This is a genomic window from Pedobacter jamesrossensis (assembly GCF_042650905.1).
In the GTDB taxonomy this organism is placed as follows: Bacteria; Bacteroidota; Bacteroidia; order Sphingobacteriales; family Sphingobacteriaceae; genus Pedobacter; species Pedobacter jamesrossensis.
The window spans coordinates 39,335-53,425 of sequence record NZ_JBHSBY010000130.1 but is presented as its reverse complement, the minus strand read 5'-3'; the positions used below and the strand labels follow the sequence as shown (position 1 = coordinate 53,425).

The 14,091-nt window shown below is 38.0% G+C and carries 12 protein-coding genes; 8 read left to right on the top strand and 4 right to left on the bottom strand.

The annotated features are described in order from the left end of the window. Positions 1-437: 437 nt before the first annotated feature. From ACFOUY_RS14525 to ACFOUY_RS14515, 3 genes are all read left to right on the top strand, one after another. The gene (locus ACFOUY_RS14525; RefSeq protein WP_378961581.1) at positions 438-1,331 is read left to right on the top strand and encodes a phosphoribosyltransferase; all 894 of its coding nucleotides are present in this window, start codon (positions 438-440) and stop codon (positions 1,329-1,331) included. Continuing rightward, a complete protein-coding gene (locus tag ACFOUY_RS14520) occupies positions 1,328-1,642 on the top strand; it encodes a hypothetical protein (RefSeq protein ID WP_378961580.1) in 315 nt (104 codons plus the stop codon). Before ACFOUY_RS14525 ends, ACFOUY_RS14520 begins: the two co-directional genes overlap by 4 nt. A gap of 214 nt (positions 1,643-1,856) precedes the next feature. Further along, positions 1,857-2,882, top strand: a complete 1,026-nt coding sequence (locus ACFOUY_RS14515) for a reverse transcriptase family protein (protein WP_378961578.1) — start codon at positions 1,857-1,859, stop codon at positions 2,880-2,882. Positions 2,883-4,007: 1,125 nt separating this feature from the next. Here ACFOUY_RS14515 and ACFOUY_RS14510 read toward each other — a convergent pair. Then, a complete protein-coding gene (locus ACFOUY_RS14510) occupies positions 4,008-5,147 on the bottom strand; it encodes a hypothetical protein (protein ID WP_378961576.1) in 1,140 nt (379 codons plus the stop codon). Positions 5,148-5,170: 23 nt separating this feature from the next. Next, complete coding sequence (locus tag ACFOUY_RS14505; RefSeq protein WP_378961574.1) at positions 5,171-6,064, bottom strand: TssN family type VI secretion system protein; 894 nt, start codon at positions 6,062-6,064, stop codon at positions 5,171-5,173. Between the two features lie 116 nt (positions 6,065-6,180). Between ACFOUY_RS14505 and ACFOUY_RS14500 the strand changes: the two genes are divergently transcribed. Next, on the top strand, positions 6,181-7,119 hold the full coding sequence (locus ACFOUY_RS14500; RefSeq protein ID WP_378961571.1) for a type VI secretion system baseplate subunit TssG: 939 nt from the start codon (positions 6,181-6,183) through the stop codon (positions 7,117-7,119). A gap of 21 nt (positions 7,120-7,140) precedes the next feature. Here ACFOUY_RS14500 and ACFOUY_RS14495 read toward each other — a convergent pair whose 3' ends face one another. Together ACFOUY_RS14495 and ACFOUY_RS14490 are read right to left on the bottom strand one after the other, a co-directional pair. Continuing rightward, entirely contained in the window at positions 7,141-9,006 is a 1,866-nt protein-coding gene (locus ACFOUY_RS14495) for a hypothetical protein (RefSeq protein ID WP_378961569.1), read from the bottom strand. A gap of 25 nt (positions 9,007-9,031) precedes the next feature. Further along, positions 9,032-9,466, bottom strand: coding sequence for a GPW/gp25 family protein (locus ACFOUY_RS14490; RefSeq protein ID WP_378961567.1), 435 nt, complete (start codon positions 9,464-9,466; stop codon positions 9,032-9,034). A gap of 176 nt (positions 9,467-9,642) precedes the next feature. Here ACFOUY_RS14490 and tssO point away from each other — a divergent pair, with 176 nt between their 5' ends. The 4 genes from tssO to tssR are packed head-to-tail and all read left to right on the top strand — an operon-like array spanning position 9,643 to position 14,087. After that, positions 9,643-10,164 carry a type VI secretion system TssO gene (tssO, locus tag ACFOUY_RS14485; RefSeq protein ID WP_378961565.1) on the top strand — a complete coding sequence of 174 codons (522 nt, stop codon included), beginning with the start codon at positions 9,643-9,645 and terminating at the stop codon, positions 10,162-10,164. Between the two features lie 9 nt (positions 10,165-10,173). After that, on the top strand, positions 10,174-10,659 hold the full coding sequence (locus ACFOUY_RS14480; protein ID WP_378961563.1) for a type VI secretion system transmembrane protein TssO: 486 nt from the start codon (positions 10,174-10,176) through the stop codon (positions 10,657-10,659). Between the two features lie 29 nt (positions 10,660-10,688). Continuing rightward, complete coding sequence (locus ACFOUY_RS14475) at positions 10,689-11,669, top strand: PKD domain-containing protein (protein WP_378961561.1); 981 nt, start codon at positions 10,689-10,691, stop codon at positions 11,667-11,669. Positions 11,670-11,711: 42 nt separating this feature from the next. Then, entirely contained in the window at positions 11,712-14,087 is a 2,376-nt protein-coding gene (gene tssR / locus ACFOUY_RS14470) for a type VI secretion system protein TssR domain-containing protein (protein WP_378961560.1), read from the top strand. Positions 14,088-14,091: the final 4 nt, after the last annotated feature.

Below are 14,091 nucleotides of genomic sequence, written 5' to 3'. Positions count from 1 at the left end.
AAATATAATGTCGATAAACCACAAAAAAATCAAGGAGCTCTACCCGCAGAACTTTAAAAATATAATGGGTTAATCAAATATGTAGTTTATAGGGCGGATACGAATGGATGAAGTTTTCTCTTCCGGCCTAAACTATTATCATTTGTGTCTGGATCTTCTCAGGCAGTTAGGTATTATGGAATAAAAATTCGTTTCTACAATGTTAAAGTCATTGAGTTGGCCCTATCTGCCAATAATAAATTGGTATAAGGGAATTAAATAAATTCATTTCGGGTGAAATGTGGTTATCTGCTTTGGTTGTCCAATTTTCAATCTGAAGATTAGCATATGGAAATGCTTAAAATCTACGATCAAATACCTAGCGCTTTTTTAGTTAAATTTGTTAATTACATGTCTAATACTATATTTACCTCTTTAACTAATATAACCATCTCAAAATGAAAACACCCGTTAAACCACAGGTGATAATGGCGCTCACAACTTTATTTCAGAAAAAAAAATGGGATCTTTCAAGTGGCTCAGAAACAGATATGACTCTTTTCAGAAAGTTCTGCGAGCGCCTGAGTCTTTTTTCTGAAGATGAACAAGATATGCTTATAGAACTAACAAGTGACTTCATACGTATTGGTTTACAGGATTACTTAGCACACTTTTTTGAATCATTTATTCTATTAGGTGACAGTTTTTTTGATAATAAAGATAAAATATATGTATTACCACTAGTGAGTCCTTATAGTGGGACAAAGTCTTCGGAAGGAAAAATCTTAAGAGGAAAATCTAAAAGCGCTGATTTCCTTCATTATTTACTGGATTCAAGTGATTGGACATGGTTTAGTAAAAAATTAGTAATGAATTATACCTTTAAAAAATTACTAAAAGACTTTGATTCTAGTAATTCTTCTATTGTTTTAATCGACGATTTCGTAGGTAGTGGTAGAACAGCAGCTGATGTCTGCAAGATATTTTTAATGGAAAACTTTTCTTTTGGAAAACTTGAGCCCGATTCCCTTAAAATTGTGTCCCTTGCTGCCCAGAAACATGGCATACATCACGTCAGAAAAGAAGTCAATGTCGAAGTTATTTCCAACATTATTATTCCCAAAGGAATATCTGATAGGTATATATTGCCTGATTTAAGTAGTAAAATAGCACAAATGAATTCGGTAGAGGAAAAGCTGGAAATTTCTGAGGAACTTCATTTTGGGTATGAGAAGTCCGAAGCAATGATTACATTCTTAAACAAAACTCCTAATAATACTTTCCCAATATATTGGCACGAAACTAAAACTAAGGTTGCTCCATTTCCAAGGTATAAAAAATTTAATCTATGATTGAGCCAAATACAAAGTTGTTACTGTTGAAGATTATTAAATTTAATGGTGACGTTACTCCTCTTCTAAATCTAGATTATGATTATGTTCAGATTTCTGGATTGATCCAAAAAGAGATAGAAGATAAAAACGCAGAGTACAACAAAGGAAATCTCTTTCTAACAGAAAAAGGAAATCTCCTTATTCAAAAATTAGAAAAGGATAGAGATCCAGGAAGCAGTTCTTGGATAGAACCAGAACTTGCAAGCAAAATTACACCTATAGAAAAAGATTTCGTATATTTACCAAATAGAAAGGAACTTTCTTTTTAAAGACATCCTGGTTTGCCAGGCGGTAGGATGTGTCATTCTGCTGATAGTGAATGAGCTTTCAAGCTATTGCGTGAAACATGAACCAAAAGTCTCACCTGCCTTGGATACCCCAGAGGGGACCCCACCAAGCCAGTCTCAACTATTTGCTCCATGTTCCACGCTTTGTTCAAGATGGGTCTGGGATAATCTCAGGCCCATAAATGATTTATAAGGCATGACTTTTGAAATTTATCAGAGAGAATTTCGCCGAAAAGCTTTTAAAACTGGCTTTTCTGATGAAGAAATCCAGAAATGCTTAGATTATGCTCAACCCATAATAGATAAAGGTTTTCCGGTTATCTACAATACTTCCAATTTAGCTGCACTAGTAGGTTATAGAAAATCATATTTGAAACGAGCAGTTTTTTTTACAACTTATTTTTATAGAACTTTTTTGATAAAAAAGGCTAATGGTAAGCTAAGAACGATTAAAGAGCCACTCCCTAGTCTTAAAGAAATTCAAATTTGGATTCTTAACAACATATTATATTCACTTCAACCAAGTCGGTATGCAAAGGCGTATATACCGAAAAGAAATATTCTTGAAAACGTGCGCTATCACCGTAATAAAGGTATAGTACTTACATTAGATATTCAAAATTTTTTCCCCTCCATTAAGCGATCAGATATTGAAAACATATTCTTGAGAATTGGCTACTCCTCAAATGTATCAAATCTTTTAAGTAAGCTTTGCTGTTGCGACAATGTTCTTCCTCAAGGAGCCCACACTAGTCCTTATCTATCTAATATTTATCTTAATAGTTTTGACGATGTAGTAGCCAAATATTGCAAATCATTCAATATAAGGTTTACAAGATATGCTGATGATATGATTTTTTCTGGAAATTTTGAAGTTGAGATGTTGATTGATTTCGTTAGACTTGAATTGAAAAACATAGGTTTGATTCTAAATGAAGAAAAAATAAAAATTATGCACCCTAACAATCGGCAAATTGTTACCGGGATCGTTGTAAATAAGGTTATTCAAATTCCAAAACAACAAAGATTAGCAATCAAGCAAGAAATATTCTTTATAAAAAAATACGGTGTTTCAGATCATTTAGTGCATACTCATAACAATAAAGCAAACTATCTTAGACATTTACTAGGTAAAATTAATTATGCCATTGCAATAAACCCATCTGATGAAAAAATGAAAGCGTATAAACAGTATTTAAAACAATTACTTTCGTCAGAATAAAAATCCTATTATTTTTGACAAGTGATTATTCAATCTTTAGTCTATCAATAAAAAAAATCAAATCGGTTACTAGCTAAATTTTTGCTGCACATTGCTTCTTTATAATCACAAGTATTTTAAAATCGAAATTATTTACTCCAAAAACGAGCTGTCAATTACTTAGTTTACATTTTTTATAACTTTTAACTTTAACTTTTATTGTCACTAATGATACCAAATTGTTAGAGCTATCACACAAATAGAAGAATTTTGGGAAATATAAAGAAGGGATTGTTAAAACATTATTGTAGAGAGGTCAATTGACTGCTTTTCAAATAAGCTGATTTATTTTATCTAATATTCTAACTAGCAAAAAGGTACCACCAAAAGTACCACGAATTATATAAATGGGCCCTTGATTTATTTAAAAGCAGTATTTTTAAGTCTCGTCGGGAATCGAACCTAATGGCTTTAAGGGTATTTAGAGCCACTTTTCTATGTATTTTAATCCAAAACTCACCTTGTTCTCAACTCGGATTTTGAGCTTTAAAAATTAGCAATATCTAATGGATTAAAATTCGTCATAATATATTAAAAAACCAAGCCAATAGTGACGAATTGTCAAGGCAATGGCTCAATGCCAAACGGCTATCATATGAGAAAAAATACAATAAGATCCCTTATTAGAAATGATGTGTTGCTACAAGTGTAAACCACCTTCAATTGACTTTGAAATGAAAGAGATTTGCAAGATTATACCAACCTTTAAGACGAGGTCCGAGGATAAGGCTCATAGGCAAGATTCTTTTGGATGATAATAAAGTCGCCAGGAATTTTTGTCAGACGAAAAGAATCTTGCAGGTATAGAAAATAGGCACCCATTCGGCTTAAAGTTCTGCTTTTAGAGATAAATAAAATTGCAACAACTATTGGATTCTATGTAAACAAGACACTTAGATATGAAGTTTTTCAAATCACATTTGGCAAATATGGAAAGAATTTGAATAAACAATTACAAACTTAACAGATTGGCTATTCAGCATGCCTAAAAAACTATAGATTTACGAATTCCGCTAATCTAAAGCACTTAGCAAGCGTATGTAACAAACTCGTATAATCTACTCTATTAACATTGCGCTGGATTGGCTAATCAAGTAACGTCCAAGTTTTTCGTGCTTGTACCTGTTGGACAACCTGTTGCTCCGCAACCACAATATTTTCTTTCCTTTGTCCGATGTATTCCAATCCGCTCAGCTTATTCCACAGGGCAACAAGAACATTCATGAATTCGCTAGCCATCAGCATGCTGTTATTGATCTGTTTATGATCGTAAACGAGTTCGATAGTTTTGGCTAACAGTTCTTCAAAGTTGCCTGGGGTAACGTCTTTCCATTCATAGAAATATTTCAGCAGCTCCTCCCTTTCACGGGGATCAATCAGTTTAATCGCAGTAAAAAATATGTGCGCCAAACTGGAGAAGTAGCCTACCAGAACAGCTGGCGATTCGCGGTGAGCCAAATTTCGATATGAATAAAACAATCCTGCGATATAGTCTGCAATTTTTTCTGAGATGGAGCGTATGTTTTTCCCCAGAGGCGTAATGTTGTCACGGCCACCCGTTTTATCGATAATTTTAAATGCTGATAACTGAAGCTCATTTAGCAAATTACTAAAAGATTCGTAGTATCTTATCAATGCGGGGTGACTGGTTATCGTAGCGCTTGGCGGTATATAACTGTTATTTATGGTTAGCCTTCCATTCTCGTAATAAACCTGCCCTATCGTTAAAAAAAAGCTGTCGACGGTTTGTGAACCAAGCTCACTTTCAGGCAGAATTGAAATGGAATACGCTTTGGCCAGTTCGGGGTACCTTACTGGGCTTTCTTCAGGATTTGGTGTACCTGCAGGTATTCGATTATAGGGATTTACAACCAGCAAGATCAGATAGTTCCTTGGCTCCGACTGCCCAAAATAATGATTATGTACCAGAGCATCCAAATTATCGGACTGCTCAATATCAATATGACATCCTTCGGGTGTAACCGCGTTACAGAATTTTACCCTAACTTCAATGTGATTAGTTGCTTTTTCTATAATCTCGATATCGTGCGAACTTTTATAACCAGCAAATGGAGGTAAAAATCCGTAATTGTTGTTGTTTATATTCAGTGACACGGCATCCCTCACAAAATCCTGTAGGTAAAGGTCGCTTAAGGTAAAATGGTCACTGGAAAGCTTCATGCCATTAACCCAATTGATGGACTTGTATTTAAGTGGCTTGATCATGTTTAGCTGGTTTTAGGTATGGATTAGATAAAGATAGCACTTTCTCCTATTTCGTTGGGCTTATTGGCATTTTCTGAGACGCGTTTGGCATAAATGGTCATTTTTTCTGTTATGCCATTTTCTATAATGTCAAGATCTGGATCGATGAAGATATTGCGTTTGAAAAATGAGGTTTTAATGAAAAAGATCCATTTGTAATTGTCCTGATCGCTGCCTTTAAATTCGACTGGACTTCTGGCAAACTTTAGGTTATAATCATCAATAAACTTATGAAACCAGATTCCAAAATTCATATTTTCTACAGCTTTGACTTTTACCTTGAGCGGTTCGGGATCGGTACTTTTCTTATATAGCTCAAGCTCTAGGACCAATAATCTGTTAAAATCTACATGATCCATATTGATGTCAAGAGGAGTCTCAGGATATTTCCAGATCTTAAAGATTTCTGACGGGATACCCAGTAGGGCAACATAGGCCCACCAAAAAACTAGCGGTACAAAGAAACAGGCAATACTGCCGGCTCCAAACCATCCGAAACGCACTGAACTTAGCCAGTTGAAAGCAAGCTGAAATAAATATACCGCCAAAATTGCCGATACCAAAGTAGAAAAGAAGATAAAAACCTTACGATCAAGCAAATCTTTTGCATAATATTTTGTGAGCAGGTAAACGAATAAAACACCCATTAAAATATAGAAAATGCAGCAGATAATGTAACCCCAAGGCATAAAATTGAAGTTGAGAAAACCCAAAAAACCCGGAACTGCGAGTATTATTCCGATCAGCAGAACACTTATGATCAGTTTTTTGTTGCTTAAAAACTGGTTCTTTTTGTTCAGGACAGAAAGTACAGCAGTAGATATCAGAAAGATCAGTGGGAATAAGAGGTAGCGGATAAAAAATGATTGAACGTCCATTAATTTCATTGATGAGATATACTGCAAATATAGTATCTTTAATATTTGATTTTAATCCTTATTTTGCCGGAAAACAAAAATTTAATCTATAACAAAAATGCAAGCTTAAAGTTTAAATGAAAAAAGAAACTTTGATTAATAACGAACTCTTTACCGATTATAGAGCAGTTGCAAAAGCAGCAGATTTGATCGAGCGCAATATTATTGATGCGGATAAGATTGAGGTTGTTCCGCTCGGACCGGACCGGCGGGCATTTGCAAAAGATATCGCAGCTTCCAATATTTACTATTCAGAAAACAGAAGGCATAATCGCATCAGGATTAGTACTAATAGGGAGGGTCTGTACGATATGCTCCCAGAAGGGCTCTTTCATAGGCCACCAACTGGTAGTGCTGGCATGGATGAGGAATCGATGATCAAGGATATAAGGGAAAGAAGGGAAGAGGAAAAACAGGCCAGATTGTTCTTTACGCCTTTTGATGCCGAAATCAATCACGTTAGGATTATGACCGAGCTTTATGAGAATAAGCTCGACAAAAAAACAACCTATTCCGATTTAAGCCGGATATTCGAACTTGGATGGGAAGAATTTACCTTGTTAAACAAAGAACAGAGTATTATATGGATGCATCTTCTTCCCGAGATCCAGCAGAAGAGAAACGATATTGGATTTGCCTCAAAGGTACTTACTGCGCTTTTTAACTTACCGATCGCCGTGGTAGATGCCACCCCCCGACTTACTGGGATTGAAATTGCCGAGGATATGCAGATGCGCCTGGGCATGAGTGCTTTGGGCATTGATACCATTATTGGAAACCATTTTATGCCCGAGCATGAAACCTACACGATTGATATCGGACCAACTTCCCCTGAAGAATTGATCAGGTTTATTCCCGGTCAAAAAAACAGGGATATCCTCGATATGGCTGTCAGTTACCTGATGCCTGTTGATGCGGAGGTTAATATAGAACTTTTAACAGCGACCGATTTTCAGGAGACACTATTGAGCTCAACCGGAGGGAGTGCCTATCTGGGCTATACGGTTTACATCTAAGGATTTTCTAGGGGTATTCCATTAGGCCATCAAGTAAACGGAATCCTTCAACTTCATCCTGTAGTGCACGTTCATGGTACTGCGCAGCTTTAGTTTGGACAGGGTAAGGCTTAACAGTTCATTCCAGTCTGCTATGGTTAGCTTTAGATTTTCTTCCGGTTCAATTACGATGTCGGTTGTTCTGATAAACCCGGCATTTGGCTTGTTGTCCATCATAATGCCTTTGACTAAAATAATGCTTTTGAGCTTTTGGCCGAGCTCGTAGCGGCAGAAATTGATTACATCAGCTTTGCTTATAACACGGTCTGCAGTGGTTAATCCATATTTATAAGCCTGTACCCTATTGGCGGCATTCAGTTTTGAACGCCCCCCTTTGGACTGGCTCAACAGAAAGATACTTTCTGGGTTGAGCTTATTATTGCCATAAACTGCTAGGCGTGTGCCCGCATTGATGTGGTTGGCTTCTTCTGCCTGGGTAACCCAGATATCCAAAAATAAGATATCTGCATCATCGATTGGCCTGAGGACAATATAGCTTGGCAACTCTTTGATGTCTTTTAGTGCAGACCGGCTTTTTTGTTCGATAAGTGCAATGTTCTGTTCAAGATTTTTTAGCATTGTACTTAAAAAATCAGACCCATAGGCAGAGAAAGCTGCTTTTTCATCTCTCAGCAGCTCAAAAAGATAGTCAACCAGTTCTTTTGCATTTCTGGTGTCAAAGCGTTCTGTTCCCCCATAGCGGATGGAGAACGACCCGTCGCCTTTTTCGTTCTCGTTTGTATAGGGAATCTCGTTATAGCTTTTGCCTTTGTTATCGCGGAGATTTTCTACAGCAAGCATCTCATCAAATGCCTCGGTCTTGATCGGCACCACGTTGTTCATTGTTTTAAGACGGTGTTTGATCTGGCTCAGTCTTTTATTGACCACTGGAAACGCGTTGATGTGAATGTGGAGCTCATTAAGCATTTCCTGGCTGATGGCTGCGGGAAAAACTACTTTTAGCCATTTTATTTCTCCTCCAACCCGATTCAGATCGGCCTGTTGGAATAGATCGGAAAAGTTGGACGGCATTTCCTTGGTTTCGGTGATGTTAAAATCGTTCAGATCACCAAGGGTAATGAATCTGTTGCTGTAAAACTGGAGCACGTCTGCCCTGATCAAGTTTAAAAGTTGCTTATGATGAAATGGCGCCTGAATTTTGCTGGTTAAGGGTTCATCCATAAACCTCTCCGTATAAGACGCAAGTTCGTTATCCTTATAATACCATTTACCAAGGGCTAAAAGATCGTAGACGTTTTCGGGCACGGAGTAATTTTTCCAATCGAAAAAAAGGCTCAACTTGTTAAAGTCCATCCAGTTCCTGATCCCACTGAAGCCGATATAAAGTGTATTCTTATCGACTGAAAACCCTGGGAGCGTACTGAGCACAGGCTTTTTGCTGAACTGTTCTACTTCAAAAAGGTTTGTTCCTGTGGCGATGTATCTTACCGATGCGTTGAGTACCTTTACTGCATGCAGAGGGCTAAAAAAAATGTCGGTCTTCTTTTCTTTATCGTTTTCCAGCTTCCGATCTTTCTTAAAGGCAAACTGGTGCTGGGGCGAAATATAGTCTAGGTCTTCCACTGGTCTGGCGTGCATGATCGCATGGGAAGGCAATGAGGAGGTAAGATGATCTGGCGCAAGGATTCGGCTGATCTTGTCGAAGATTCTATTTTCAAGGTTTTTTACATCATTGGCCACATTGAAGAGTTCGTTACTTAGGGCTTCAATAATGAGTTTCACCAATGGATCGAAATCATTACTTTCCTTAATGTTCCAGAAATCCTCTGCGTTTTTTAACATTCTATTGCGGATCTCGTCTTTCGATGAATAAAATACTGGTTTCATGTGTATTGTATTTTGGGCATTGTACTTATGTTGATAGCGGACTTAGAAATAATGCGGTACTGAAAAAATATTTTTCGCCTGTGGTCTTTATCAGTGCCCTTACACTGATATCTACCTTTTTCTTGATCTCCGTAATCTGACGCAGGGGATAAATGTTTTCGACTTCCGTTATGTGTATATCTACAGATGTGTTGTAGATCCGGAACTCATAATCAGTAATGGACTTCAGTAGTGATTTGCGGAATTGTTCCTCCCAGATGCTCTCACTTACGATCAATTCAAAATCCAGATCCCAGATTTCGCAACCGAAACTGTTCTGGAACCGATGTTCTCCATATCGGGTGAAAATTATAAGCTCGATGTGATTGGAGATCGATCTTCCTAGATCAGCTGCCTGAAGGCCGGTGCCCGAAAAAACGGCGTTCAATCTGAAGGGTTTGTTGAAAAATTTTTCAGACATACAGGTTTGGCTTAAAGTTTGTTAAAAGTAATTTAAATAAATCGTTTAATTAACCAAACAACGAATATTAAAAATTGTTATTGTTTAATGTTGATTTGATACGGTTGTGTAGTTTTAGTGAGGTTGATTATCGAATTAATTATTAAACTAGTGCTATGTGAAACCCTCCACAATCTATGAAACCCATTAACGCCATTGAAATCAGAAGTGCCTACATTAGGTTTATCCTCAATTTTGTTTTTTTAACGCTTTTCTCTCTATTCTGTATCTTTCTCTTTTTTGCAGCTTCTGACTTTGAATATACCCTACTGGATAAAAAAGTAAAAGAAAGCGAAAAACTTTCTTATCTGCGAAAGGACATTAACACTAATTTTGATCTCATTCTGGTTCGCTTCAAAGAGCTCGCCCAATACCGTGACTATAATGCCAATGAAATGAGCAAACAGGGTATTTTGCTCAACGATATCCAAACTTCCAATAACCGGATCAAGGATCTCATCTCCAAAAAACCAGAAGGTAGTGCAAGCTTCGATCTGTATGAAAAAATAAACAATAATGTGGGTGCGATGGCCGATTTACAGGACTCACTTATAAAATCCAGAGGCGACATTCAAAGATATAAAGAACAGATTAATGATTGCCAACGTGCAAACCAGTCTGCTGCCAATAAGATTAGGAATGGCAGATATGGCCGATAATTAAGCATTATGATAAAATTAAGTATAAAAGAAAGACGTGAACAATTCATGTTTTTTGTAGCGCTATTTATTTTCACTATTGGGCTTTTGAGCTTTGGGATTTTTTACAGTGGTAAATCGCGGTATGAGATTTCGAAAGCAGACCTTGAGGTGAAAATTAACGAGAATGAAGCTTTCGAGAGTATGGTTAAGGAAACGATGCCTACTGTTGATACTACTTTTAAGCAAATTACCCGTTATAACCCAAACGTACAGGCGGTTTTTTTGAAAAACGACATTCAACTTTCGCTGGGCTCGATCCGAGCCGCTTTTGACCGTAAAGCATCCGATTCCAGATATAAAATTTTTGTGCAAACGGCGCAGTTATACGACCGGCTATTTTACGATAGGCAAGAACAAAACAGAAACATTTCAGATATAGAGCTGCATAAAAGACAACTGGACGACTGCATTACCAACAGGCGCCAGTTACAGCAAACAATTTCTGCAAGATAAAAACCAAAAAAACATCAAAAACGCTACCTATGTCCGAAACCAACACCAAGCAGATCAGCTCAAATTCGCAGGGATATGTTATACTTTACATCCTACTGGCTGTACTGCTCTTGACAGGTCTTATTTTTTTGTTCAAAAGTTCATTGTTCGAAAAACGGGCAATCGATGCAAGGATTCTCAAAGACGAAATTTATTTAAATGAAAATCTGGTATTTACAGACAATACCCCCAAAGCCTCAAAATGGCTATGGGAATTTGGCAATGGCGCAAAAGCCACTACAAAAACAGGCGCTTACCACTATACCAAGCCGGATACCTATATTGTGCGCTTAACTGTTGATGGTGAACTCCGTCAGGAATTCCCGATAACGGTAAGAGACACGGTTAAGACAGCCGCTGTAGACAGTGTGCTAACCATTAGTGGCCCAACTGCTGGACTGGTCAACGAAGAGATCAGACTTGAAGGCGATGGGGAAGGCAAAGATTTCGAATGGTCATTTGGCGAGACCGGCCGGGTGGACGTTAAAGGAAAGACAGCTTTATATACGTATCGGGCACCGGGAAAATATGTTGTGCGCCTTCGATCAGATAAAAGCAGGAAACCCGCTTATCTGACGGTTTTGATTACCGATCCAAATGCCGAGATCGTGGAAGATCTGGTTGCGCCTGGAGACGGGGAAAGAAAAACGATCGATGATATCAGAGCCAGGTTACAGGCAATAGCCAACGGTGCCGATTTTAATTCAAATTATTATTACCTCATCCGCAAGTATATGTGCAACAATGAGAAGGTAACTGTTAATGTAGAAATGAACGGGAAGAAGAAACAGACCGATATCTATTCGTACTGCATGGGGCTAACATTTGGAGGCGAAATTGCTGTAGATGAAGCACAGTTAACGATTAAGCCAAACTCTAGCTGTGCCAGTTTATTGAACATTAAACAACATTCGGGTGCTGCTCAACCTGTTGGGGCAACTTCAGCAGAAACACCGGCAAAAACAAGATAGATTAACATTTCAACCTAATTTTAAAGCTCATCTACACTTACTATGAAAAAATATTATGCGTTAACCATCCTATTTTTGGGAATATCGTTTGCCTTTGCTCAGTCGCCAGCTTCATTTGGCAAAAAAGTTAAATATATGCCAAAGTCTTACGAAAGGCCGGCGGAAACGATTAACATAAATGAGAATACCAGCAGCAGCAGCTTGCCCTGGATTGTATTCTCAGACCGTGAGGATAATTACACCACGACTGCGCCGGGCGGAAGCCTGATGATGAAAAAAATTAGTTTTATGGAGCCTTTCTACGTATCGAAGGAAGAAAACGGCTATTTAAAGCTCATTAAATACAAGGCTGGAATGATCAGGGGAAGAAAGATCAATGACAAAAAAAGCGCAATCAGCTATGGCTGGATTTCAAAATCGAAGTTGCTGTTGTGGCAACGTGCTTTCTCCAATCAAAAAACAGGTTATGCAGAAAAGGCCATTGGAATTGTTAACGGAAAAAATCCACTCACTGAGCCAAAGTTTTATTTTGACACGACCGATTCCATTCTCGTTTACAACACCCCCGAACTTAAGGACAGAAGAACCAAGGTACGACTTCATGAAATTGCTTATATCTACAAAAAATCAGAGGATGAAAAAAAATACCTGATTGGTTCCGACGACCAGTTATTTGCAGATTCTGCACGAAAAAGTGTGTATGGTTGGGTTTCGGCAGAAGCCATACACAGTTGGGGAGACCGGTTATACATCACCTCGATCAGACCTGGCAATTATGATCTTGATGATTCTACCGCTACAGCCATAAAGAATGGAATGCAAAAAGGAACTCCATTTGTTGTTGACCCATTATTACCAGCAGAAAATGTGATTTTGAGAAGCCTCCCTGTGATTTCAGAAAACGAAGGCAATTTATCTGTAGGTGTTGCTACTGATGTATATAATAAAACAGATAATAAAATACTGACAATTAATGGGTCTGCACTTTCTTATCAGGATTATGTAGCGCTTCGAAAAAATAAAACGAAGATCAATGTGGTTTTTGTGGTTGACGGCGGAAGTTCGATGACCAAATATTTCTCAGGTATGACTAATACGATCGCTTCATTTGAAAACATTATGGGCGATTTTGGAAAGGGTACCAAGGTAAGTTACGGAGGAGTAGTTTACAGAGGTGATGACGGATGTCCGATAAAAGGAATTTTGACGAGTCCGATCCAGAATGATTACCGTCAGCTGATGACTTTTTTATCAAACGAGGCCAAAAATACCGTTAAGTGCAATGGCGTAATTGCTGAAGAGCCTGTATTTAGTGCAGTTAAGGCAGGATTGAATCTTTTTAAGGCAAAGAAGAATGAAACCAATCTTCTTATTCTGGTAGGCAGTACCGGAAATGCCGGAGGTACCAATAATTACCTAATTAATGAATTGAGCGAGCAGCTAGCGCTTGCGGATGCTAGAATTTTAGCCTTGCAAGTATATAGCGATTATAATTCTGCTTTCAATGATTTTGTAATCCAGTCCCGCAAATTAGTGTCTGAATCTGCTATTCGCTCTGCGGAATACAGAAAAAATACCATGGTAAAGGGCGAGGGGCTAAAAAGCTTTCAACCATATAATACAAGCCTTCAAGATTCGATTTCCTATTATCTAGATTATCCCAACAACAGTTTGATTCAAGGCGGGGTAGTTTTCCCAACCAAGGGAACAGTGAATTCAAATCAAAGTATGACCATCGCATTACGCCGTTTTGTTAAAGAGACTAATTTAGATATTTACAACCAGATCAGCTCATTGGACAGTGCTTTCCGTTTAACTGGTATTTCACGCAAAAATCTTTCTGAGAATGTAGAAGGTTTACTGCCTCAGCCTATAGGGTCAGAAGTAGCTGACCGTATGCCTCACAATTCATTTAAATATTTCAGTACAGGAACTCTCCCAGCAGACTTGATCAGCAAAAATCGCTCGGTAGTTCAATATGCAATTGTGCTGAACAACATGGAATATAGGCAGATTACAGATGTGTTTTCCATTATGCTAGGGCAGAATCTGCAAGCCGATCAATCTTCTTTCCGGAGTAAGCTGGTTAAAAATTATGTAAGGTTGCCAAAACAGCTTCTGGGCATGAAGGTATCATCAAGCGAGATTAAATCGATGACCTTGGCCAATTATTTAAAGTTTGTTACTGGGCTTCCTCTGAATAATGATTTTCTTAACCAATATACGGTTGGTGATCTGAATCGTACATCAAAAATGCCTTTGGACCAATTCGAAAACTATATCAAATTGCTTAGCCAGTCTGTTCAGCAGATCAAAAGGGCCACTCAGATCGAGCAGCAGTTTGTTTCCAATGACAAGTTATACTACTACATCACCGAAGAGAACTTTAATCCGGCAGTTACGCCGAAAATCAATTAGGCAC

What these genes read in the sequence shown, in the direction of transcription:
- ACFOUY_RS14480 (WP_378961563.1), top strand. Translation starts at nt 10,174, where the DNA reads ATGATAAAATTAAGTATAAAAGAAAGACGTGAACAATTCATGTTTTTT.
- ACFOUY_RS14515 (WP_378961578.1), top strand. Translation starts at nt 1,857, where the DNA reads ATGACTTTTGAAATTTATCAGAGAGAATTTCGCCGAAAAGCTTTTAAA.
- ACFOUY_RS14500 (WP_378961571.1), top strand. Translation starts at nt 6,181, where the DNA reads ATGAAAAAAGAAACTTTGATTAATAACGAACTCTTTACCGATTATAGA.
- tssO (WP_378961565.1), top strand. Translation starts at nt 9,643, where the DNA reads ATGAAACCCATTAACGCCATTGAAATCAGAAGTGCCTACATTAGGTTT.
- ACFOUY_RS14510 (WP_378961576.1), bottom strand. Translation starts at nt 5,147, where the DNA reads ATGATCAAGCCACTTAAATACAAGTCCATCAATTGGGTTAATGGCATG.
- ACFOUY_RS14495 (WP_378961569.1), bottom strand. Translation starts at nt 9,006, where the DNA reads ATGAAACCAGTATTTTATTCATCGAAAGACGAGATCCGCAATAGAATG.
- tssR (WP_378961560.1), top strand. Translation starts at nt 11,712, where the DNA reads ATGAAAAAATATTATGCGTTAACCATCCTATTTTTGGGAATATCGTTT.
- ACFOUY_RS14525 (WP_378961581.1), top strand. Translation starts at nt 438, where the DNA reads ATGAAAACACCCGTTAAACCACAGGTGATAATGGCGCTCACAACTTTA.
- ACFOUY_RS14520 (WP_378961580.1), top strand. Translation starts at nt 1,328, where the DNA reads ATGATTGAGCCAAATACAAAGTTGTTACTGTTGAAGATTATTAAATTT.
- ACFOUY_RS14505 (WP_378961574.1), bottom strand. Translation starts at nt 6,064, where the DNA reads ATGGACGTTCAATCATTTTTTATCCGCTACCTCTTATTCCCACTGATC.
- ACFOUY_RS14475 (WP_378961561.1), top strand. Translation starts at nt 10,689, where the DNA reads ATGTCCGAAACCAACACCAAGCAGATCAGCTCAAATTCGCAGGGATAT.
- ACFOUY_RS14490 (WP_378961567.1), bottom strand. Translation starts at nt 9,466, where the DNA reads ATGTCTGAAAAATTTTTCAACAAACCCTTCAGATTGAACGCCGTTTTT.